Annotated in this window: 23 protein-coding genes and 1 riboswitch; of the genes, 9 read left to right on the plus strand and 14 right to left on the minus strand. The window is 69.2% G+C overall.

Annotation, left to right across the window (positions count from 1 at the left end):
* Positions 1–360: 360 nt before the first annotated feature.
* On the plus strand, positions 361–1,008 hold the full coding sequence (locus L0C25_RS13550; RefSeq protein ID WP_271636830.1) for a response regulator transcription factor: 648 nt from the start codon (positions 361–363) through the stop codon (positions 1,006–1,008).
* 93 nt (positions 1,009–1,101) lie between these two features.
* Here the strand turns inward: L0C25_RS13550 and L0C25_RS13555 are convergent, their stop codons facing one another.
* The 7 genes from L0C25_RS13555 to L0C25_RS13585 are packed head-to-tail and all read right to left on the minus strand — an operon-like array spanning position 1,102 to position 8,179.
* Positions 1,102–1,890 carry an exodeoxyribonuclease III gene (locus L0C25_RS13555; RefSeq protein WP_271632181.1) on the minus strand — a complete coding sequence of 263 codons (789 nt, stop codon included), beginning with the start codon at positions 1,888–1,890 and terminating at the stop codon, positions 1,102–1,104.
* Between the two features lie 9 nt (positions 1,891–1,899).
* Positions 1,900–2,301 (minus strand): monovalent cation/H(+) antiporter subunit G, encoded by a 402-nt coding sequence (gene mnhG, locus L0C25_RS13560; RefSeq protein ID WP_271632183.1) that lies wholly within the window; start codon positions 2,299–2,301, stop codon positions 1,900–1,902.
* A complete protein-coding gene (locus L0C25_RS13565) occupies positions 2,301–2,579 on the minus strand; it encodes a monovalent cation/H+ antiporter complex subunit F (RefSeq protein WP_271632185.1) in 279 nt (92 codons plus the stop codon). Before L0C25_RS13565 ends, mnhG begins: the two co-directional genes overlap by 1 nt.
* Positions 2,576–3,268, minus strand: a complete 693-nt coding sequence (locus L0C25_RS13570; RefSeq protein WP_271632186.1) for a Na+/H+ antiporter subunit E — start codon at positions 3,266–3,268, stop codon at positions 2,576–2,578. The genes L0C25_RS13565 and L0C25_RS13570 overlap by 4 nt, the downstream gene beginning before the upstream one ends.
* Positions 3,265–4,833, minus strand: a complete 1,569-nt coding sequence (locus L0C25_RS13575) for a Na+/H+ antiporter subunit D (protein ID WP_271632187.1) — start codon at positions 4,831–4,833, stop codon at positions 3,265–3,267. Before L0C25_RS13575 ends, L0C25_RS13570 begins: the two co-directional genes overlap by 4 nt.
* Positions 4,830–5,291, minus strand: coding sequence for a Na(+)/H(+) antiporter subunit C (locus L0C25_RS13580; protein WP_271632188.1), 462 nt, complete (start codon positions 5,289–5,291; stop codon positions 4,830–4,832). Before L0C25_RS13580 ends, L0C25_RS13575 begins: the two co-directional genes overlap by 4 nt.
* The gene (locus L0C25_RS13585; RefSeq protein WP_271632189.1) at positions 5,288–8,179 is read right to left on the minus strand and encodes a Na+/H+ antiporter subunit A; all 2,892 of its coding nucleotides are present in this window, start codon (positions 8,177–8,179) and stop codon (positions 5,288–5,290) included. The genes L0C25_RS13580 and L0C25_RS13585 overlap by 4 nt, the downstream gene beginning before the upstream one ends.
* Before the next feature lie 172 nt (positions 8,180–8,351).
* Here L0C25_RS13585 and L0C25_RS13590 point away from each other — a divergent pair, with 172 nt between their 5' ends.
* Together L0C25_RS13590 and L0C25_RS13595 are read left to right on the plus strand one after the other, a co-directional pair.
* Complete coding sequence (locus L0C25_RS13590; RefSeq protein WP_271632190.1) at positions 8,352–9,074, plus strand: vitamin K epoxide reductase family protein; 723 nt, start codon at positions 8,352–8,354, stop codon at positions 9,072–9,074.
* A gap of 81 nt (positions 9,075–9,155) precedes the next feature.
* Positions 9,156–9,494, plus strand: a complete 339-nt coding sequence (locus tag L0C25_RS13595) for a hypothetical protein (RefSeq protein ID WP_271632191.1) — start codon at positions 9,156–9,158, stop codon at positions 9,492–9,494.
* Between the two features lie 18 nt (positions 9,495–9,512).
* Here L0C25_RS13595 and L0C25_RS13600 read toward each other — a convergent pair whose 3' ends face one another.
* Positions 9,513–10,463: a helix-turn-helix domain-containing protein gene (locus L0C25_RS13600; protein ID WP_271632192.1), complete on the minus strand. Its 951-nt coding sequence runs from the start codon at positions 10,461–10,463 to the stop codon at positions 9,513–9,515.
* 81 nt (positions 10,464–10,544) lie between these two features.
* Between L0C25_RS13600 and L0C25_RS13605 the strand changes: the two genes are divergently transcribed.
* Positions 10,545–11,171, plus strand: coding sequence for a histone deacetylase (locus L0C25_RS13605; protein WP_271632193.1), 627 nt, complete (start codon positions 10,545–10,547; stop codon positions 11,169–11,171).
* A gap of 3 nt (positions 11,172–11,174) precedes the next feature.
* Here the strand turns inward: L0C25_RS13605 and L0C25_RS13610 are convergent, their stop codons facing one another.
* Entirely contained in the window at positions 11,175–11,927 is a 753-nt protein-coding gene (locus tag L0C25_RS13610) for a DeoR/GlpR family DNA-binding transcription regulator (protein ID WP_271636831.1), read from the minus strand.
* A gap of 117 nt (positions 11,928–12,044) precedes the next feature.
* Here L0C25_RS13610 and L0C25_RS13615 point away from each other — a divergent pair, with 117 nt between their 5' ends.
* Together L0C25_RS13615 and L0C25_RS13620 are read left to right on the plus strand one after the other, a co-directional pair.
* The gene (locus tag L0C25_RS13615; RefSeq protein ID WP_271632194.1) at positions 12,045–13,184 is read left to right on the plus strand and encodes a glycoside hydrolase family 76 protein; all 1,140 of its coding nucleotides are present in this window, start codon (positions 12,045–12,047) and stop codon (positions 13,182–13,184) included.
* 303 nt (positions 13,185–13,487) lie between these two features.
* Positions 13,488–13,635, plus strand: a riboswitch (cyclic di-AMP (ydaO/yuaA leader).
* 1 nt (position 13,636) lies between these two features.
* Entirely contained in the window at positions 13,637–14,260 is a 624-nt protein-coding gene (locus tag L0C25_RS13620) for a LysM peptidoglycan-binding domain-containing protein (RefSeq protein ID WP_271632195.1), read from the plus strand.
* Positions 14,261–14,318: 58 nt separating this feature from the next.
* Here L0C25_RS13620 and L0C25_RS13625 read toward each other — a convergent pair whose 3' ends face one another.
* The 5 genes from L0C25_RS13625 to L0C25_RS13645 all read right to left on the minus strand — a co-directional run bounded on the left by L0C25_RS13625 (position 14,319) and on the right by L0C25_RS13645 (position 17,307).
* Complete coding sequence (locus L0C25_RS13625) at positions 14,319–14,891, minus strand: TIGR03086 family metal-binding protein (RefSeq protein ID WP_271632196.1); 573 nt, start codon at positions 14,889–14,891, stop codon at positions 14,319–14,321.
* A 103-nt stretch (positions 14,892–14,994) separates the two neighbouring features.
* Complete coding sequence (locus tag L0C25_RS13630; RefSeq protein ID WP_271632197.1) at positions 14,995–15,921, minus strand: SH3 domain-containing protein; 927 nt, start codon at positions 15,919–15,921, stop codon at positions 14,995–14,997.
* 103 nt (positions 15,922–16,024) lie between these two features.
* Positions 16,025–16,453 carry a pyridoxamine 5'-phosphate oxidase family protein gene (locus L0C25_RS13635; protein ID WP_271632198.1) on the minus strand — a complete coding sequence of 143 codons (429 nt, stop codon included), beginning with the start codon at positions 16,451–16,453 and terminating at the stop codon, positions 16,025–16,027.
* Positions 16,454–16,468: 15 nt separating this feature from the next.
* Positions 16,469–16,813, minus strand: coding sequence for a cupin domain-containing protein (locus L0C25_RS13640; RefSeq protein ID WP_271632199.1), 345 nt, complete (start codon positions 16,811–16,813; stop codon positions 16,469–16,471).
* A gap of 44 nt (positions 16,814–16,857) precedes the next feature.
* On the minus strand, positions 16,858–17,307 hold the full coding sequence (locus L0C25_RS13645) for a MarR family winged helix-turn-helix transcriptional regulator (protein ID WP_271632200.1): 450 nt from the start codon (positions 17,305–17,307) through the stop codon (positions 16,858–16,860).
* Positions 17,308–17,382: 75 nt separating this feature from the next.
* On the opposite strand from L0C25_RS13645, the gene L0C25_RS13650 reads away from it, so the two are divergent.
* The 3 genes from L0C25_RS13650 to fabG all read left to right on the plus strand — a co-directional run bounded on the left by L0C25_RS13650 (position 17,383) and on the right by fabG (position 20,080).
* Positions 17,383–18,276 carry an NmrA/HSCARG family protein gene (locus L0C25_RS13650; protein WP_271632201.1) on the plus strand — a complete coding sequence of 298 codons (894 nt, stop codon included), beginning with the start codon at positions 17,383–17,385 and terminating at the stop codon, positions 18,274–18,276.
* 207 nt (positions 18,277–18,483) lie between these two features.
* Positions 18,484–19,263, plus strand: a complete 780-nt coding sequence (locus L0C25_RS13655) for an SDR family oxidoreductase (protein WP_271632203.1) — start codon at positions 18,484–18,486, stop codon at positions 19,261–19,263.
* Between the two features lie 67 nt (positions 19,264–19,330).
* Positions 19,331–20,080: a 3-oxoacyl-ACP reductase FabG gene (fabG, locus tag L0C25_RS13660; RefSeq protein ID WP_271632205.1), complete on the plus strand. Its 750-nt coding sequence runs from the start codon at positions 19,331–19,333 to the stop codon at positions 20,078–20,080.
* The last annotated feature ends 16 nt before the right edge of the window (positions 20,081–20,096 follow it).

Raw genomic sequence — 20,096 nt, forward strand, 5'->3', positions numbered from 1 at the left:
GCTGACCGCGGACTCGACGGGGCGGTACGCGCCCTCGCGCTCGACATGGCGGTGCCGGTCGACGTCGCGATCACGCTCGACGGTCGGGCGCCGGCGCCGGTCGAGTCGGCGGGGTACTTCGCGGTCGCAGAGATGCTCGCCAACGTCGGTAAGCACGCGGGCGCAACGAGCGCGCGGGTCGATATCCGCCACGCCGACGGTCTTCTGCGCATGACGATCACCGACGACGGGCACGGTGGCGCTGACATCGACCGCGGCACTGGATTGTCGGGGGTGCGTCGACGTCTCGCGGCATTTGACGGCACGATGGAGGTAGTGAGCCCCGCAGGGGGGGCCGACCACCATCACGATGGAGCTGCCGTGCGTGTTGTCATCGCCGAGGACCTCGCCCTCCTGAGGGATGGGCTCACCCGCCTGCTGGAGGCGAACGAGTTCGAGGTGGTCGCGGCCGTCGACAACGCGCCGTCGCTGGTGAAGGCGCTCGCCGAGACCGATGTCGACGTCGCGGTCGTCGACGTACGCATGCCGCCGACGTTCACCGACGAGGGACTCCGTGCGGCGATCGAGGCGCGCGGAAAGCGTCCCGGCCTGCCCGTCCTCGTGCTCTCGCAGTACGTCGAGCAGCTGTACGCCCGCGAGCTGCTCGCGAGCGGTGACGGCGCGGTCGGCTACCTGCTCAAGGACCGCGTCTCCAACATCACGGAGTTCGTGGAGGCCGTACGCCGGGTCGCCGGCGGTGGCACGGTGCTCGACCCGGAGGTCGTCTCGACCCTCCTCGCGAAGGCCGGCAACGACACCGGCATCGGCAACCTCACCCAGCGCGAGCGCGAGGTGCTCGAGCTGATGGCCGAAGGTCGTTCCAACGCCGCGATCGCGCGCGAGATGTTCGTGACCGAGAAGGCGATCAGCAAGCACTCCAACAGCATCTTCACCAAGCTCGACCTCCCGGTCGACGAGGACGACAACCGGCGGGTGCTCGCCGTGCTCGCGTACCTGCAGGGCGGCTGAGGTCACGACCCCTCCCGCCGAGATCTGGGACGCAATTGCGACTCTGCGGGCGCGAAAGGCGCAGTTACGTCCCAAATCTCGGGGGAGCGGCCCCTACCCGAGGTCGACGATCACCGGGGCGTGGTCGCTGGGGCTCTTGCCCTTGCGCTCCTCACGGTCGATGGACGCGCGGGTGACCCGCTTCGCGAACGACGGGGAGCCGAGGATGAAGTCGATGCGCATGCCGCGCCGCTTCGGGAAGCTGAGCTGCTTGTAGTCCCAGTACGTGTAGACGCCGGGGCCGGGGGTGTGCGGGCGTACGACGTCGGTCAGGCCGGCGTCGAGAACGGAGCGGAACGCCGCGCGCTCGTCGGCCGAGACGTGCGTATCGCCGTCGAACGCCGCCATGTCCCAGACGTCGTCGTCGCATGGCGCGATGTTCCAGTCACCCATCAGCGCGAGCGGCAGGTCGGGCTCGTCGGCGAGCCAGCCCGCGGTCGTCGTACGCAGGTGGTCGAGCCAGTCGAGCTTGTACCGGTAGTGCGGATCGTCGAGCGCCCGACCGTTCGGCACGTAAAGGCTCCACACCCGTACGCCGCCGCACGTTGCCCCGATCGCGCGGGCCTCGACCTCCGGCGGCTCGCCCCAGCTCGGTTGACCCGCGAAGCCGACCGTCACGTCGTCGAAGCCGACGCGTGAGCACAACGCCACGCCGTTCCACTGCGACCGGCCGTCGTGCACCACGTCGTAGCCGAGGTCGCGGAAGCGATCCGTCGGGAACTGGTCGTCGCGGCACTTCGTCTCCTGCAGCGCGACGATGTCGACGTCGGAGCGGGCCAGCCAGTCGGTCACCCGGTCGATGCGGGCGCGGATCGAGTTCACGTTCCAGGTAGCGATGCGCACCCGGTCACGCTAGCGCTCGCCACCGACGGGGCCGTCGTCCGGGCGATCGGGCCGCTCCTCCAACCGCGGTGTCAGCTCGTCGACGAGCAGCAGGTCTTTGCGAATGGGTGTCTTGCGAAACGCCGTACGCCCGAGCATGTGCGCCGAGACCGGCGCGGTGAGCAGCTGGAACATCGCGATCAGCACCAGCATGCCGACGTCGGTCGGGTTGCGCAGGCGCAGGCCGAGCCCGATGACGATGAGGATGAGCCCGAGCACCTGCGGTTTGGTCGCCGCATGCATGCGGCTCAGCAGGTCGGGAAAGCGCACCAGCCCGATCGCGGCGACCATCGCAAGGAACGCGCCCAGCAGCAGACACGCGACCGACAAGCCGTCGGCCACGGCAGCCCCGCTCATGGATTCAATGCTCATCAGTGGTCCTCCCGGCTCTCCCGGGCGGCGAACCGCGAGATGCTGACGGAACCCACGAACCCGACCAGCGAGACCACCACCAGGATCGGCAGCGTCGTGGAGTGCTTGTTGTACGCGGCCTCGATCGCGAGCCCGGCGACGATGGTCGCCGCGAGTACGTCCATCGCGACCGCGCGGTTGAGCATGGTCGGTCCGATCGCCATCCGGACCAGCGCCAGGACGGCGGCGATCCCGAGCATTGCGGCGCACGCCCATACGAAGAACTCGGTGTCGTTCATGGCAGCTCCTCCCTCACGGTGCGGTGGTACGCCTCGAGATCGGCGTCGGTCGCGAGCGCCTCGACGACCCGGCGTTCCTGTGCGAGGACGTCGGCGCGTGCGCGCTCGACGTCGGCCAGGTCGCGTACGCCGAAGATGTGCACGAACAGCACATTGCGATCCTGCGCCTGTGCCGCGCCCGGGTCTCCGACCGGCTCTACCTCGATCAGCAGACTTCCGGGGACGAGCGACACGAGTTCCGCGGTGAGCGTCAAGAACAGGTCCGAGCGTGCCCGCAGCCGTACCTCGATGACGGCGTTCATCGGCTGGTGCCCGAACCACAGCGCCTGCGCGGCCACCTGAACGCTTGCGACCACCACGTCGTACGCGAACCGCGCGAGCAGCCGGATCAGGGGCAGCGGCCGAAATCGGACGGGTTCGATCAACGGCGGCAGCGGGAACACCGCGAGCACGACGATCGCAACGAGCAAGCCCGCCACGACGTTCAGCGCATTGAGCTCGCCCCACAGCAGCACCCAGACCGCCGCCAGGGCAAGCACGATCGGCCACTGTGCGAACGCGCGCCCACCGCTCATCCTTGAACGTTCGCGCTCGTCGAGCCGCTCGTCCCTCGCTCTCTCCTCGCCGCTCATCTTTGAACGTTCGCGCTCGTCGAGCCGCTCGTCCCTCGCTCTCTCCTCGCCGCTCATCGGTCCGCCGCATCGGTCACGGCCGTGATGTACGGCGTACGGTCGCGCAGCTCATCGGCCGAGCGCTCCGCGATCCCGAACAGCGGGCCGGCGGCGACCGTGAACGCCAGCCCGACCGCCACCAGCACCGCCGTCGGTACGACCAGGCTGATCGGCATCGCAGACGTACGAGGTGCGTCGACCGCCACGGCGTCGCCGCCGTGCAAAGCGCCCTCGGCGGGCGTCGCCTCGACCGAGTCGGGCGGCGCCTGCCAGAACGCGCGGTTCCATGCCTTCGCCATCGCGTACAGAGTGAGCAGGCTCGTCACCACGCCGCCCGCGACGAGCACGTACGCGAGCCAGGTGCCCGACTCGGCGCCCGCCTGCAACAGCGCGACCTTGCCGAGGAAGCCGGAGAACGGCGGGATGCCGGCGAGGTTCATCGCCGGGATGAAGAACAGCACGCCGAGCACCGGCGACACCCGGGCAAGCCCTCCGATCAGATCGAGGTTCGTGCTCCCACCGCGGATCTCGATCAACCCGCTGACCAGGAACAGCGTGGTCTGCACCGTGATGTGGTGGATGACGTAGTAGACGGTTCCGGCCAATGCGATCGGGCTGTCGATCGTCGTGGCGAGCGCCAGCCCGAACATCATGTAGCCGATGTGGCTCAGCAGCGTGAACGACAGCAGCCGCTTGATGTCCGACTGGGCGACCGCGCCGAGGATGCCGATGACCATCGTCAGCAGTGCTGCGACGAGGAGCAGCCCTTCGAGGGGCGAGTCGGGAAACAGCAGCGTCTGCACGCGGATCATCGCGTACACGCCGACCTTCGTCAGCAGGCCGGCGAACACCGCCGTGACGGGTGCGGGGGCGGTCGGATAGCTGTCCGGCAGCCACGCACCGAGCGGGAACACCGCCGCCTTGATCCCGAACGCGGTCAACAGCATCAGCTGCAGGATCAGCGTCACGCCGTCGGGGAGATCATCGATGCGCGAGGCGAGCGACGCGAGGTTCACCGTGCCCGTCGCGGCGTACACGAGCGCGATCGCGATCAGGAAGATCAGCGACGACAGCAGGCTCACCACGACGTACGTCGTGCCCGCGCGTACCCGTGCAGCTGTGCCGCCGAGGGTGATCAGTACGTAGCTCGCGGCGAGCAGCACCTCGAAGCCGACGTAGAGGTTGAACAGGTCACCGGAGAGGAAGGCGTTCGAGACACCCGCGACCAGGACGAGGTAGGTCGGATGGAACACCGACAGCGGGGTGTCGCGGCCGTACTCGACGATGCCCTGACCGAGCGAGTACGCGAGCACGCACAGCGTCACGATGCTCGAGACGACCAGGAGCAAAGCGGAAAGGCGGTCGGCGACCAGGCTGATGCCGAGGTCCCCCCAACCCCCGACATCGACGACCTGCGGCCCGCTCGCGTCCGTCTTCCACAACAGCACACCGGAGATCACGACGACCGCGGAGAGCACCGCGAGGCTGACGATGCGTTGTGCTCGCGCGGACCGCCCGAGCACGAGGCAGATTCCCGCGCCGAGCATCGGCAACATCACGGGCATCGGTACGAGGGCGTTCACCTGTGATCGCCCCCACTCGTTGCCTCGGACTCGTCGCTGCCTTCCTCGTCGGCAACGCCGCCCTCACTGTCGTCGAACGACGTCGACGCTTCGTCGAGGTCGGCGAGGCGCTTGATGAGCGCATCCTCGACATCGTCCTGTACGTCGTCGTTGCGGTTCAGCTGCCAGGATCGGTACGACAGCGCGAGCAGGAACGCCGTGACGCCGAGCGTGATCACGATCGCGGTGAGCACCATGGCCTGCGGGAGTGGGTCGCTCATGCTCGCCCGCTGGTCGGGTGCGCCGACGATCGGGGCGTGACCCGCGCGGCCCGAGGCGACGAGGAACAGCAGGTTCGCGCCGTTGCCGAGCAGCAGCACGCCGATCAGGATGCGTGACAGGCTGCGCTCGAGGACGAGTGGCACACCGGTCGCGAAGAGTACGCCGATCGTGACGATCAGGGTCAGGTTGGCGCTCATGCGTCACTCCCGATCTCGGCGGGCTCAGCTGGCTCGCTCTCTTCGCCCTGCCGGTCGATGCCGCCGCCGAGACTGCGGAGTACGTCGAGCATCAGGCCGATCACGACGAGGTAGACGCCGACGTCGAAGAACAGCGAGGTGACCAGGTGGATGTCACCGAGCAGCGGCGGGTGCAGGTCGATCACCGCGCTCTGCAGCACGTCGCCACCGAACAGCAGCGGCGCCATCGCCGCCACCATCGAGGTCGTCAGGCCGAGGCCGAGCACGACGCCGGCGTCGATCGGTGCGGCGTTGTCGAGCTCGTGGCGCCCACCGGCCAGGTAACGCACCATCAGCGCGATGCCCGCGACCAGGCCCCCGGCGAAGCCGCCGCCGGGGAGGTTGTGGCCGGAGAAGACCAGGTAGATCGAGAACACGATGATCGTGTGGAAGATCAGCCGGGTGATCACCTCGAAGACCAGGGAACGGCGATCGGCCCGCAGCGTCGGTCCGGCGGCGAGCCACCGGCCGGTCGGCCGCGTGGGTACGTCGCTCGACTCGTCGCGATGCGGTAGGCGCTGGACGCGCCCGGACCGCCCGGTGATGAGGAAGATGAGGCTCGCGACACCGGTCGCGGCGACGACCAGGACGGTCAGCTCGCCCATGGTGTCCCATGCCCGGATGTCGACGAGGGTCACGTTGACGATGTTCTTGCCGCCGCCGTACTCGACCGCCTCCTTGGCGAACCGCTCGGAGATCGGGGTGGCTGTCCGGCTGCCGCTGGCGACGTACGCCATGCCCGCGGCGACGACGCCGACGACGACACCGAGCGCGATGCGCCACCATCGGCTCTTCGAGAGCGGGCGGCTCGAGAAGTACGCCGGCAGCCGCCGCATGACCAGAACGAAAACCACGAGCGTGACGGTCTCGACCAGGATCTGGGTGAGCGCGAGGTCTGGTGCGCCGTGCAGGATGAACAGCAGTGCGGTGCCGTATCCCACGACGCTGACCAGGATCACGGCTCGCAGCCGACGCCGCGAGCGTACGGTGAGCACAGCCGCGGCGGCCATGATCGCCGCGACCGCTGCCTGCACGGGGGTGTCCCAGACGTGATACTCCGTCGGCCATTCGCCGTTCATCGCGAGCGCAGCACCCGGCAGGATCACGACGGCGAGCAGGATCACGCTCAGGTAGACCGGAAGCGAACCGCTCTGCGTACGTCCGGTCACCTCGACGGCGAGCCGGTCGATGGCCCGCATCACCGCGCGGTACGCCCGTTCGGCATCGAGGGTGCTCGGCCAGGTCCAGCGCAGGGCAGCGATGCGTCGGCGCTGCCAGAACAGCACGATGCCACCGGTGATGGCGATCGCCGACAACCCGAGCGCGAGCGTCCAGCCGTGCCAGAGGGAGAGGTACGGCTCATGCGCGCCGGCGGGGAACTGCTCGGCGTACGGCAGCAGCGCGTCGGTCTCGGGGCGGCCGAGGAACCCGAGCGCGAGACTGCCGACGCCGAGCACCACAGGTGCGAGCACGAACAACGGCAGCGGGCGACGCTCGTGGTCGGGCTCGGCGGCGTCGGCCTTGTCGCCGAAGACGCCCCAGACGAAGCGCGCGCTGTACGCCGCGGTCAGCAGGGACCCCAGGAACATGCCGGCGAGGATCGCGAGGCTGAACCAGGTCTCGATGCCGGTGCCGTCGCCCCCGTCGATGACATCGAGGAACGCGGCGTACACGCTCTCCTTCGCGACGAACCCGGCAAGGGGCGGAATGCCCGCCATCGACGCTGCCGCCAGCAGCGTGGTCCAGAACAGCACCGGCATCCGGTGCCGCATGCCGGTCAGCTCCCGCAGGTCGCGCGTGCCCGTACACCGGTCGACGATGCCGACCACCAGGAACAGCGCCGCCTTGAACAACGCGTGCGCGACGATCATCGCCACACCGGCCAGTGCCGCGGCTCGCGTACCGACACCGACGACGACCATCAGGAAGCCGAGCTGGCTCACCGTGCCGTACGCCAGGAGCAGCTTGACGTCGTACTGCCGCAGTGCGCGCAGACCCCCGAGGACCATAGTGAACACGCCGAGCGCGAGCAGCGGTTCCCGCCACACCGCGCTCGCCGCGAATGCGGGTGCCATCGCGGCGACGAGATAGATGCCGGCCTTGACCATGGCCGCTGCGTGGAGGTACGCGCTGACCGGCGTCGGCGCGGCCATCGCCCCCGGCAGCCAGAAGTGGAACGGAACGAGCGCCGACTTCGTGATCGCCCCGACGAGTAGCAGCCCGACGCTGACGGTGACGAGGGTGCCGTCGGGTGGCTCGGCCAACAGGGTGGTGAGCCGGTACGAGCCGGTCGACTCGCCGATCAGGATGATCCCGACGAGCATCGCCAGGCCACCGAACGTCGTCACGATGAGTGCGGTCATGGCCGCGCGCCGGTTGGCCTTGCGCTCGGGGTTGTGGCCGACCAACAGGTACGAGAAGACCGTCGTGAGCTCCCAGAACACGTACATCAGCAGCAGGTTGTCGGCGAGTACGAGGCCGAGCATGGAGCCCGCGAACGCCGTGAAGACGGCCGTGAACCGCCACAGGTGCGGATCGTCCGCACGGAAGTACGACCCGCAGTAGACGAGTACGAGGGCACCGACGCCGCTGACCAGCAGCGCCATCACCCACGAGAGGGCGTCGAGGCGGAAGTCGAGGTCGAAGCCGAGGGAGACGATCCAGTCGTGGCGTTCGTCGTACGTGTCGCCCGAGGAGCCGACGACGGTCGCCGCCTGGCTCACGACCCAGCCGAAGGCGATCGCGGGCACCGCGGCGAGTACATAGAACGCCCGCCGGTCGAGTAGGTGTACCAGCGTGGGCGCGCCGACGGCCGCAACGAGGTGGAGGGTGAGCAGAACGGCGATCATCGCGACCGGGCCGCCGTCGCTGTCGGGCCCGGCGTGACGGTGCCTGTGCGCATCGTCTCTCTCCTGGTCGCCGAGTCCATTCGGCCCTCATTCTACGGGTCTGCGGCCGGGCCGCCGCCGCGCGACCGCTGCGGGTTGGCGTCCGTTTGACGTGGTATTGGATGATGGTCCGGTGACTGCTGGAGCCAGGGATACCGAAACCGACACCTCGCCGGACGCCGAACCCGACTCGTACGACGAGTTCGACGATGACCGCGACCTCGACGACGTCGACCTCGATGCCGACGATCGCGGCGTTCCGTCGATGCCGGTGCTGCCGTGGCTGCTGCTCGTCGGCGGAGCCATCGGGCTGGTGTCGGCGTTCATCCTGACCCTCGACAAGATCGAGCTGCTCAAGGACCCCGACTTCGTACCGAACTGCAACATCAACCCGATCATCAGCTGCGGCACGGTGATGGCGGAGGAGCAGGCCGAGGCGTTCGGCTTCATGAACCCGCTCATCGGGCTGGTCGGCTTCTCCATGGTGATCGCGGTCGGCGCCGCGATGCTCGCGGGTGCGCAGTTCCGCGCGTGGTTCTGGATCGGTCTGCAGGCGGGCGTGACGTTCGGCATCGCCTTCGTGCACTGGCTGATCTTCCAGACGATCTACGACATCAACGCGCTCTGCCCGTACTGCATGGTGGTGTGGATCGTGACCGCGCCGATCTTCTTGTACGTCACGCGGCGCAATCTCGCCGTGCTCGCGCCGCGGCTCTCGAGCGCCCCGCGCAAGGTGGTCAACGCGATCGTCGACTACCACGCGCTGATCCTGTGCCTGTGGTACATCTTCGTGCTGGTGCTGATCATCGAGCACTTCTGGTACTTCTGGTCGCTCGGTCCCAGCCACTGGTTCTGATCGGGCTGTCGTCGCGCGCAACCTTGCGCGGGCACAGCGTGTCCGCGTCCCGGTCGCCGCATGTCTTGACATGATGGCGGCATGAGCGACGACTCCGACCCGACGCGCCGCTACGACCCGTATCCCGGTCAGTACGGATACCCACCGCCGACACCGCCGAAGCGGTCGAAGGCGCCGGTGATCCTGGCGGTTGTCATCACGCTGCTCGTCGTGGCGGTCGCGGTTCTCGTGTTCATGTTGGTCAGCGATGACTCGGACGACGGGCCCGCCGACGAGGACACGCCGTCGCAGACGACCCCGAGCGACACCGAGTCGAGTGAGCCGTCGGAGGAGCCGACCACCGAGCCCACGACGTCGGACGAGCCGACCGACGAGCCGACCGTAGGGCCAACGGAGACCTCCGAGGAGGGTACCGGCTGAACCCCGCGACCGGGCTGCTCAGCGCGCGGGCGTACGACTGATCTGCGACGCGTCCGAACCCGATCCGCCGACGAACTGCATCGGGTCGCCGCTGCCGAGGTCGGAAATGCCGGCCGTCTCGAGTGCGCCGACCGCGAGCGTACGACGTACTGCCGAGAACGTGAGCACATGCGCGATGACGCCTGCGTACGTGAATGTCTCGGGCGGGTCGCAGACGGCATCGACGAAGGTCTCCTCTGCGCGACCTTCGTCGAGTGCCGCGACGACGAGCGCTCGGAACCGCGGCGCCACGACCTCGAGCCGACGACCGAGGCCGGCCGCCGTGCGGTCGCCCTCGGGCGGCATCGACGTCGCGCCCTCGAGCGCGCCGACCCACATCTCGAGTTGCCCGACGAGCCGGTCGCCCAGGGAGCGCAGGGTCGGGTTGTCGTCGATGCCCTCCACGGACAGCTCGATGGGCCTGTCGAGGGTGGTGTCGTCGAGCCGGTCCATCCGGTCGATGATCTGGCCGACGAGCCAAAGGTGGTGGTCGAGCATCCGGGTCAGGACGTCCATGGTCGTACTCCTCGTGAGCGCCGGCAGCCGTAGGCCGCCGGGCGGGTTGAAGTGGATGCCGCTCGCGCCGGGGAGCCGATGGTGAACTCGCCCGGTGTGTCGGTACGCGCTCGGCGGCTCGCCGTAGGCACGGGCGAATGCACGTGCGAACGCCTCTGGTGAGCCGTACCCGCTCGCGTACGCGACGTCGGTCACGGGATCGTCGCTGCCGACCAACCGGTGCGCCGCGCGTTCGAGCAGCAACCGGCGGCGGAAGGTTCCGGGAGGTTCGCCGATCGCCGCCGAGACGAGTCGGTCGAAGTGGAAACGCGAGAGGTACGCGCGCGCCGCGAGATCGTCGCCGGTCAGCTCGGGTTCGTCCAAGCTGGACTCGACGAGGTCGAGGATTCCGCGTAACCGGTCGGTCGTTGGCATGTGCCCATCGTGCAGCCGATCGCGTCGCGGCGCCTGATTCTGGTTGCTGTTCGTGGTGACCGATCCGTTAGCGTCGGTGGCGTGCATCAACTCGATGAGCCGCTCGTCTGGTACGTCGCGTACGGCTCGAACCTGTCGGCCGAGCGGTTCGCCTGCTACGTGGTCGGCGGCCGGCCGGCCGGAAGCCTGCGTGACTGTCCGGGCTTCCGCGACGACACGCCGCCTCGGGCAGTGCGTTCGGTGACGGTGCCGGGTGGCATCTACTTCGCCGGTGAGTCGCGCGTGTGGACCGGCGGCACCGCGTTCCTCGATCCGGACGCCGACGGCGTCGTCGCCGCGCGGGCGTACCTGATCACAGTGGCGCAGTTCGCCGATCTCGCCGAGCAGGAGATGCTGCGCGCTCCGGGTGCCGACCGTGACCTCTCGGTCGTTCTCGCCGAGGGCCGGCACTCGTACGGCACCGGGCGGTACGAGACGCTACTGCGTCTCGGAGCGTACGAGGGGACCCCGATGCTGACCGTCAGCGCACCGTGGTCGCCGTCGACGGCGAAGCTGAGCGCACCAACGGGCGACTACCTCCGGATGATCGGTCGCGGGCTGGTCGAGACGCATGCGTGGGACAGTGTCCGCGCCGGCTCGTACCTCGCCGACGCCCCCGGCGCGCTCGGCAGCTGGCGGGCCGATCAGGTCGCGGCACTGCTCGGCTGAGCGTCAGACCGTGACGACCTCGACACCGACGTCCGCGAGCGTGCTGAGGGTGATCGCATCTGCACCTTGGTTGGTCACGGCGACGTCGATGTCCGTGGGCGCGCAGACAAGGGCCTTCCCGGTGCCGGGGAACTTGCCGGCGTCCGCCGCGAGCACGACCTGGTCTGCGGCGGCGATCATGCCGCGTTTGACCGGCACCTCGACGACGGTAGTGTCGGTGACCGACCCGTCGCGTCGTACGCCGCTGGTGCCCAGGAACGCCCGATCTGCGCGTACCTGCTTGAGCGACTCCTCGGCGAGGAAGCCGACCAGCGAGCGATAGCTTCGCCGCACGACGCCGCCGAGCATCATCAGCTCGACATTCGGGTCGTGTTGCAGCTCCTCGAAGACGGCGAGGCTGGTCGTCATGACCGTGACCCGGCGGCCGTGCAGGCGCCGCGCGATCCGGTACGTGGTGGTACCGATGTCGAGCAGGACCGCCTCGCCGTCGAGGATCAGCGCCGCGCAGGCGTCGGCCACCGCGTCCTTCTGGTCCGAGCGGACGTCCGAGACGTCTGCGAACGGTTGGTCGGCGTCATCGGCGGCGACCGCGCCGCCGTACACCCGGGTGAGCCGGCCCTCGTCGGCGAGGTGCACGAGGTCGCGGCGGACGGTGGCCTGGCTCGCGCCGACTCGGTCGGCGAGCACGCGTACGGCCGCAGGTCCGTCCGTCCGCAGCGCCCGCAGGATCTTGTCGTGGCGTTCGGATGCCAACATGGCGGTCACGTTATCACTCAAACTCGCGCAAACACGTGCAAAGAACTGCTCAACTCTTGCTCAACTCGCTCACCACGTGCGAAGGTCCTGTGCATTGGTCGTACGAGGAGGCGCGGGATGTCGAAACGTTGGATCCGAGCAGGTGCCGCGGCCCTCGCCGCCACCATGGTCGTCTCACTGTCACCGGCGGGTGCCGCATCACTCGCGCCCGCCCCCGACTCGGACCGCGGCCGTTCGATGCCGCGGGAGCGCGCGTCCGGCGCCGTCGACGCGATGATGCGGATGTACGACGCGAAATCCGGGCGCTGGGACCCGGACGCGGCGTGGTGGCAGTCGGGCAATGCGCTGATCGCACTGCTCGACTACGTTCGCGCGACGGGCGACCGCGAGCACCTGTGGGCGCTGGACAACACGGTCGAGGAGCAGCGCAAGCCGTTGCCATGGTGGCCGGAGGGCGGCGGCGAGTTCCGGGCCGACTCGACCGACGACACGGGCTGGTGGGGGCTCGCCATGGTGCGGGCGTACGACCTGACGCGTCGCACGAAGTACCTCGACATCGCGAAGATCGACGAGGAGTACATCTATCGCTACTGGGACGACGTATGTGGCGGCGGGGTCTGGTGGGATATCCCGGACCCTTCGTACAAGAACGCGATCAGCATCGAGCTGTACATCAAGCTCGCGGCGTCGTTGCACAACCGCATCCCGCGCGACAAGGCCTACCTGCGTCGGGCGATCGAGGCATGGGAGTGGTTCCGCGACAGCGGCATGATCAACGACGCCGGCCTCGTCAACGACGGTTTGGATACGCAGAGCGGAAGCTGCGCGAGCAACCACGGAACGACCTGGACCTACAACCAGGGTGTCGTTCTGGGCGGTCTCGCCGAGCTGTACAAGGCGACGCACGATCGTACGTATCTACGCAGTGCGCGCCGGATCGCCGACGCGGTGATTGCGAGCGACGAGCTGTCGCCGGACGGTCACCTGACCGAGCCGTGCGAGCACGCGGGCACCTGCAACGAGGACCAGGCGGCGTTCAAGGGGATCTTCGCCCGCAACCTGGCCGAACTCGAGCGCGCACTGCCGGGCGATCGTTACGGCCCCTACCTGCGTACGCAGGCGCGCACGGCGTTCCGACTCGCACGCAACGGCGCCGACGAGTACGGACTGTCCTGGACCGGGCCGTTCGACAAGGCGACGATCGCGCGGCAGGAGTCGGCGGTGAGCCTCTTGGTCGCGGCGTTGCCGCGACGGTAGCCCGCAAGGTGCCCGTAGCTTCGCGAGTGGCGCAAGTCCGTTGTTTTTAAGGCGTCCTAGCAACCAACTTGCGCCACTCGCGGACGAAACAGAAGTCCCGTAATCGGTAGCCCAGCGTACCGGAAGCCGATAGGCCCCAACCGGAGTAGCGGGAAACCCGAAGGCGCCAGCCGAAAGATCGGCGACGCCGAGCAAACCCCACTCTCCGTCACCTTGGGATCACGCGCCGTACCCCGTACCGTCGGGGGCTGCAAACCGCATAATCCGCGGCGGCACGCCGAATCCCATCCCACCGCCCGTGGATCCGTCCTAGCACCAGCAGGGATGGGAGCGGGGAACCCACTTATGTGGGTCGTCGCACAGCGACGGCCCTTGGGGTGAAGCCGCAGCCGCGGCCGGGCGCTCCGTCCGAACCCGACAGCTAACTCCGTAGGCGTCGGAGAGGTACCTCTATGCGTTACAACCCTCGTCATCGTGCCGAGACGACTCGTCGCTCGCCGCGCATCGCTGCCGCAACGGTCGGGGCCGCGGCCGCGGTCGCAGTCCCGGTGGTCGGTGGCATGTCGCCCGCGTCGGCGGCCGACGACAGCACCTGGGACCGGCTCGCGCAGTGCGAGTCCGGCGGTGACTGGTCGATCAACACCGGAAACGGCTACTACGGCGGCGTGCAGTTCTCCAGCAGCACCTGGTCGGCCTTCGGCGGCGGCCAGTACGCCGAGCGGGCGGACCTCGCGACGCGCGCGCAGCAGATCGCGATCGCCGAGAAGGTGCTCGACGGTCAAGGCTGGGGAGCGTGGCCGGCGTGCTCGGCCTCACTCGGCCTCACCGACGCCGACGCCGCCGGTACGCCCGGCGCCCCGACCTCGGGTGACCAGTCCGAGCCGTCGAGGGACGCCGACCGCGCGCCCGTCGACTCGTCGAGCGGCTCGTACACCGTGGAGTCGGGCGACACCCTCAGCAAGATCGCGCAGGCCGAGGGCGTCGACGGCGGCTGGCGTGCGTTGTACGACGCCAACCGCGACTCCGTCAGCGATCCCACGCTGATCTACGTGGGTGACCAGCTGCAGCTCCCGTAGCTCCCGAGACCGGGCCGGCGGCGTCACGCGGTGCGTCGCCGGCCCGGCGTCTGGATTGCTACGGCCTCCAGGCGGGGTCGCGACCGGCGTAGCCGAGTGCGCGGTCGAACAGCGGCGCGTTCTCGGGCACCTCTACCGGCGGGCCGAACACGCCCTCGCTGCCGGCTTCGGCCGACTGCTGGGTGAAGCCGAAGATGACCTGCGTCGTCTCGGGGTCGCAGTCGTACTGCTGACCCGTCGCCCGGGCGAGGTCCCAGCCGTGGATGACCAGCTCGTCCGTGGCGACGATGCCGGCAATATCCCCGGGTAGCGAGACGCCGCCGGCCTCGGTCATACCCGTCCAGGCGTCTGGGGCCCGCCATGCCGTGACGAGCTCGTCGAGCCGTACCGGCAGTTTCGTACGCCAGTCAGGGTCGAGGCCGTCCGCCAGCGCGGCCTGCGGCGGCATCGACTGCCCGACCTTGTGCGCAGCGTCGCGGAACGCCGTTGCGAGTCCGAGTACGTGCGTCAGGAGCACGGAGACCGAGTAGTCGGGGCAGGGCGTCGGACCGTCGAGCTGGTCGTCGCGGATGCCCGCCGCTACGTCGGCGACCCGACGTGCGGCTGGTGCGAGGTCGAACGGCTCCGCCATGTCTGCCCCCTCCATGCAGCGCGAAATCCACCCCACTGTAGGCCGAATCGCCCGGCTGGTGTGATGTGCGCACCGAGAGTGACGTACGCGGAGGCCGTCGGCGTCAGTAGACCGTGACGTGTACGTGGTCGTAGTGGTTCGCAGTGGTCGAGCCACGGTCCTCCATCGGCCGCCAGCCCTCCGAGGCCCGCTCGACGGTCCAGATCTGCTGCGACCACAGCACCTCGCTGACGCCCAGGGCGCTCGCGTTCGCGCGGGCGAACTCGGCGATCTCGTCACCGGTCGACCCGCTGATCATGATGTCGAGCGCCTGGCCGGTGCCGTGTTCGCCGTCGTCGCCCGGACGCAGCCCGCCGTACGACGTGACCTCGGGGAACTCCGCGCACACGGCTCGGTGGACGGTGATCGCGTTCTCGGTGAGCCCGGACTCGACGTCGGATCCGGAGGCGCAGGGCGCGTCGGACAGGCCGCCGGTGGAGGTGTCGGTCTCGTCCTCCTCGGGCTTGTCCTCGGAGAGGTACTCGGCGGTGACCCAGCGTGACTCGCCTTCGTACACCACCTCGGCCCAGGGCCCGTCGGTCTCGTCGGTGACCGGGAGCTTCGTGCCCGTGGAAACGGTCGTGACCACGTCGTAGCTCTCACCGGGACCGGTACGTATGTTGAGCTCGGTGGTGGCGAAGAGCCTGCCGGACGGCTCCGGCGGCTCCTCGGACTTCTGCTCGGCAGCCTTGCCGGAGCCGGCTCCCGGTTGGTGCGCCTCGCCGGGCGCGCCGGGCAGGCCCTTGCGCTCCTCGCTTCGGCTGGTGCGGTGCTCGGGCGTACGCGCACCGTCGTCGGCCGCGGACGTGTCGGACGCAGTGCCCCCGCTTTCGCCGGAGGCCGTCACCGATGACCCGTCGCCCTGGTTGTCGGCGGGCAGGTCGACCGCGACGGCGCCGATGGCGACCGCGGCAACCGCCGCGACGGCCGCGGGTGCGATCTTGCGTACGAAACTGCGCTGCTTGGGCTGCTTATGGCGGGAAGTAGCCACGACGATTCATTCACCCACGATCGAGATCAAAGCGTTACCAGGGGCGCACACTACCGGGTCAACCCTGATGGCGACACCTCGGAGCATGCCCCCGCGGCATAAATCACGCTCGCCGGCGTACGAGCCGCCCCGTGATCGAGGTCGGGGTGATGCGCAGAAACAGGTTTCGCGTCCCGGCCGCCCAGGGGTTCGGGCCGGCCTGCTCCCAGAGAGCGGTGAGCTCGTCGGTGGCCGGCACGGCGGCTACCCGACCGGCGACCAGCACGCTCCAGCCCGACTGGGTCAGGTCCTCGTGATGGTCCACCTCGAACGCCACCCCGTCGACGCCGGTCGCGAGCGCCGCGAGCGGGCCGTACGGCGACGTGCGCAGCAGCACACTGTCGTCCTGGTAGGTGTAGTTCACCGGCAGGATCTCGATGTGCTCCCGGCCGGCGTACGCGATCCGGCCGATGACCGCCGAGCGCAGGAACTCCTCGCAGCGCTCCCAGCTCAGCTCCTCGAACGTTCCGCTGATCTCTCGGTCGTCAGGCATTGCTCTCCTCGTACGTCAGTCCTCGAGCCACTCGGTGATGAACTCGTCGCTCGCGTGGATGTGCGTGGCGACGTACCGCTCGGGACCCAGCACGGCGAACTTGTGCGGCGTCCACGCCGGGACGACGAGCAGGTGCCCCGCCTCGCCGATCAGTTGCTCGTCACCGACGGTGAACGTGGCGCGGCCCGCGCGGATGATGAACGTCTCCGCGTACGGGTGCTGGTGCAGGCGCGGACCGGCGCCGACGGTGTCGGTGTCCTCGAAGATGAGCGAGACGCCGGCCCCGTACGCCGCCCCCTCGATGTTGTCGAGGATCCGTCCGTCATCGCGGGTCAGGCCGCTGGTCTCGATGATGTGCATGAGGTCACATTAGGCCGCCGGAGCCCGGTGGGCAGGTTCGCGAACTAATCGGCCAGGTCGAGCCGGCGCAGCAGCTTGCCGAGTACGCGCCGCAGGTCGCTGAGATCTCGATCGCTGAGCCGCTCGTCGAACAGGTCCTTGCGCGCCCGAGTCACGGCGTGCGAGCTCTTGCGTACGGCCCGTACTCCCTCATCGGTGAGCATCGCGTACGTCGCGCGGCGGTTCGTCGCGTCGACCTCTCGCCGCACCCAGCCGTTGCGCTCGAGCCGCTCGACCAGCCGCGTCGCGCCGCTGCGCGTGACCATCGCGCGTTCGGCGATGTCGGACATCGTCAGGCGACGGTCGACGTCGTTCGCGAGCGCCCACATGACGTCGTGCTCCGTCGCGGTCATCCCCGAATCCGCTTCGACCCGGCGGCTGAGATCCGTGCGTACACGCGCCGTCGCCTGCTGTAGCTCGAGCCAGGCGAGGCCGCAGTCGGGGTCCGTTCCCATGAGCCCATGGTATCAGTGGCTTGACTGTGCAATGATTGCGAAAGAAACAGTTGCGCAAACAATCAAGGAGCAGAGATGAGCGAGCAGATGACGGTGCTGGTCACGGGCGCGACGGGTACGCAGGGCGGCGCGGTCGCCCGGGAGCTGTTGGCGCACGGGCACAATGTCCGAGCCCTGACCCGCCGGGTCGACTCCGATGCGGCACGGGCGATCGCCGACCGGGGAGCCGCGCTCGTCGAGGGTGACTTCGACGATCCGACGTCGCTACAGAGCGCGGCGAGCGGCGTGGATGCCGCGTTCGTGATGGGTACGCCGTTCGAGACCGATACCGAGAACGAGACGCGGCAGTCGATCGCGGTGATCGACGCCGCACGTGCCGCCGGTGTGCCGCACCTCGTGTACACGTCGGTCGCGAGCGCACTCGACGAGACCGGGATCCCCCACTTCGAGAGCAAGGCGCGTGTGGAGCGGCACCTACGTACCGTCGACCCGAGTGCCACGGTGATCGCGCCGGCGGCGTTCCTCGGCGACCTCGCCTCGCCGTGGTACCTACCCGGGCTGCGGAGCGGTCAGTACGCGTTCGCGCTGCCGGCAGACGTACCGCTGCAGCAGGTGACCGTCGCAGACCTCGGCGCGTTCGGCAGGCTGGCCATCGAGGAGCGGGAGCGGTTCGCGGGTGCGCGGGTCGAGATCGCGTCGGTGACCGCGACGGGGGCAGAGGTCGCGGGCAAGCTGTCGGGATGGCTCGATCGGGAGATCCAGTACGTCGAGATCCCCCTCGACGCCGTACGCGAGCAGATGGGCGACGACGGCCTCGCGATGGTCGAGTGGTTCCGCGCGGGCGGCTACACGGTCGACGTGCCGGCCCTTCACGGCGCGTACCCGGAGATCAAGTGGCACGACCTCGACGACTGGATCCGTGGCCACGACCTGTCGGGGCTGCGCCCTGAGCGGGGCTCTGAGTCCTGAGTCCTACCCGCCGAGGTACGCGCTCCCGCCGATAGAGCGACGCTGATTGGCGGGAGCGCGTACCTCGGCGGGTTGTCTGTGCGGGCGTACGGGTTGACGCGCGCCAACGGGTGCGGCAAGGTAAGCGATCTAAGCAAGCGCTTAGTCAAGGTCGGTGAGCGCCGACGCGGGTCTCCTTCGCCGGCGCGCTGTCGATGGGAGGCGCCGATGTCGGTGCGCGGGCAGGGCGTCGTCGTCACCGGGGCAGGCCGTGGCATCGGCCGAGCTCTGGCCGCTCGGCTTGCCGCCGAGGGTGCACGCGTCGTCGTCAACGACCTCGACGGGCCGGCCGCGATGGCCGTCGCCGACGAGATCGGCGCTCATGCCGTGCCCGGCGACGGCGCGTCCGAGGCGGGTGTTGCCGACCTGATCGACGCCGCTCGTGCCCACCTGGGCGAGATCGACTGCTGGTTCGCCAACGCCGGCATCGACCGCGGGCACGGTCTCGACGCGTCCGAGGACGACTGGGCGGCGTCGCTCGAGGTCAACGTTCTCGCGCACGTACGCGCGGCGCGGCTGCTCGTGCCGGCGTGGGTCGAGCGCGGTTCGGGGCGGTTCGTGGTGACCGCGTCGGCCGCGGGCGTACTCACCATGCTCGGCAGCCCGACGTACTCCGTGAGCAAGCACGGCGCCGTCGCCTTCGCGGAGTGGCTGTCCGCGACGTACCGGCATCGCGGTGTGGTCGTGCAGGCGATCTGCCCGCAGGGCGTACGAACCCGGATGCTCGAGCAGGCGGCTGCGTTGCAGGACCTGCTCAGCCGCGACACGGCGCTCGCGCCCGAGGACGTCGCCGAGGCGATGTGGCAGGCGCTGCAGGACGATCGGTTCCTGGTGCTTCCGCACGCCGAGGTCGGCACCTACTACGCCAGCCGCGCGACGCAGACCGACCGCTGGCTGGGCGGGATGAACAAGCTCCAGCAGCGCCTCGAGGGCGAGGGCGCGCTGTGACCCACCGCATCCGATGGCGTCGTACGACCGGCGCAATGATGACCGAGAACCGATAGGAGCAGATCGCATGACCCAAACCGCCATCGTCACCGGTGCAGCCCGAGGCATCGGCGCCGCCGTCGCGAAGCGGCTCGCCTCGGACGGCCTCGCCGTCGCCGTCATCGACCTGGACGAGTCGGCCTGCAAGGCCGTCGTCGAGGAGATCGAAGGCGCCGGCGGCCGCGCGCTGGGGATCGGCGCGGACGTCTCCGACGAGGAGGCCGTGCAGGCGGCCGTCGAGCGGGTCGCCGAGGAGCTCGGCGCCCCCACGGTTCTGGTGAACAACGCCGGCGTCATCCGCGACAACATGCTGTTCAGGATGACCGCCGACGACTGGGATGCCGTGATGAACGTGCACCTGCGGGGCTCCTTCCTGATGTCGCGGGCCGCCCAGTCGTACATGACCAAGGCGGGCGGCGGTCGCATCGTCAATCTGTCGAGTACGTCCGCGCTCGGCAATCGCGGTCAGGCGAACTACTCGGCGGCGAAGGCCGGCCTCCAGGGCTTCACCAAGACGCTCGCGATCGAGCTCGGAAAGTTCGGGGTGACGGTCAACGCGATCGCTCCCGGCTTCATCGAGACGGAGATGACCGCCTCGACGGCGGAGCGGGTGGGCGTGCCGTTCGAGGAGTTCAAGGCGGCCGCGGCGGCACAGATCCCGGTCGCGCGGACGGGCAAGCCGGACGACATCGCCCATGCCGTGTCGTTCTTCGTGAGTGAGGGAGCCGGGTTCGTCTCCGGTCAGGTGCTGTACGTCGCCGGCGGGCCGAGGGCCTGAGGCGAGGCAGTCGCGA

The sequence above is a fragment of the Solicola gregarius genome (genome assembly GCF_025790165.1).
GTDB lineage: Bacteria > Actinomycetota > Actinomycetes > Propionibacteriales > Nocardioidaceae > Solicola > Solicola gregarius.

What these genes read in the sequence shown, in the direction of transcription:
- fabG (WP_271632205.1), top strand. Translation starts at nt 19,331, where the DNA reads ATGACCCAAACCGCCATCGTCACCGGTGCAGCCCGAGGCATCGGCGCC.
- L0C25_RS13585 (WP_271632189.1), bottom strand. Translation starts at nt 8,179, where the DNA reads ATGATCGCCGTTCTGCTCACCCTCCACCTCGTTGCGGCCGTCGGCGCG.
- L0C25_RS13625 (WP_271632196.1), bottom strand. Translation starts at nt 14,891, where the DNA reads ATGGCGGAGCCGTTCGACCTCGCACCAGCCGCACGTCGGGTCGCCGAC.
- L0C25_RS13615 (WP_271632194.1), top strand. Translation starts at nt 12,045, where the DNA reads ATGTCGAAACGTTGGATCCGAGCAGGTGCCGCGGCCCTCGCCGCCACC.
- L0C25_RS13600 (WP_271632192.1), bottom strand. Translation starts at nt 10,463, where the DNA reads ATGCCAACGACCGACCGGTTACGCGGAATCCTCGACCTCGTCGAGTCC.
- L0C25_RS13635 (WP_271632198.1), bottom strand. Translation starts at nt 16,453, where the DNA reads ATGCCTGACGACCGAGAGATCAGCGGAACGTTCGAGGAGCTGAGCTGG.
- L0C25_RS13610 (WP_271636831.1), bottom strand. Translation starts at nt 11,927, where the DNA reads ATGTTGGCATCCGAACGCCACGACAAGATCCTGCGGGCGCTGCGGACG.
- L0C25_RS13565 (WP_271632185.1), bottom strand. Translation starts at nt 2,579, where the DNA reads ATGAACGACACCGAGTTCTTCGTATGGGCGTGCGCCGCAATGCTCGGG.
- L0C25_RS13595 (WP_271632191.1), top strand. Translation starts at nt 9,156, where the DNA reads ATGAGCGACGACTCCGACCCGACGCGCCGCTACGACCCGTATCCCGGT.
- L0C25_RS13650 (WP_271632201.1), top strand. Translation starts at nt 17,383, where the DNA reads ATGAGCGAGCAGATGACGGTGCTGGTCACGGGCGCGACGGGTACGCAG.
- L0C25_RS13570 (WP_271632186.1), bottom strand. Translation starts at nt 3,268, where the DNA reads ATGAGCGGCGAGGAGAGAGCGAGGGACGAGCGGCTCGACGAGCGCGAA.
- L0C25_RS13620 (WP_271632195.1), top strand. Translation starts at nt 13,637, where the DNA reads ATGCGTTACAACCCTCGTCATCGTGCCGAGACGACTCGTCGCTCGCCG.
- L0C25_RS13655 (WP_271632203.1), top strand. Translation starts at nt 18,484, where the DNA reads ATGTCGGTGCGCGGGCAGGGCGTCGTCGTCACCGGGGCAGGCCGTGGC.
- mnhG (WP_271632183.1), bottom strand. Translation starts at nt 2,301, where the DNA reads ATGAGCATTGAATCCATGAGCGGGGCTGCCGTGGCCGACGGCTTGTCG.
- L0C25_RS13580 (WP_271632188.1), bottom strand. Translation starts at nt 5,291, where the DNA reads ATGAGCGCCAACCTGACCCTGATCGTCACGATCGGCGTACTCTTCGCG.
- L0C25_RS13645 (WP_271632200.1), bottom strand. Translation starts at nt 17,307, where the DNA reads ATGGGAACGGACCCCGACTGCGGCCTCGCCTGGCTCGAGCTACAGCAG.
- L0C25_RS13640 (WP_271632199.1), bottom strand. Translation starts at nt 16,813, where the DNA reads ATGCACATCATCGAGACCAGCGGCCTGACCCGCGATGACGGACGGATC.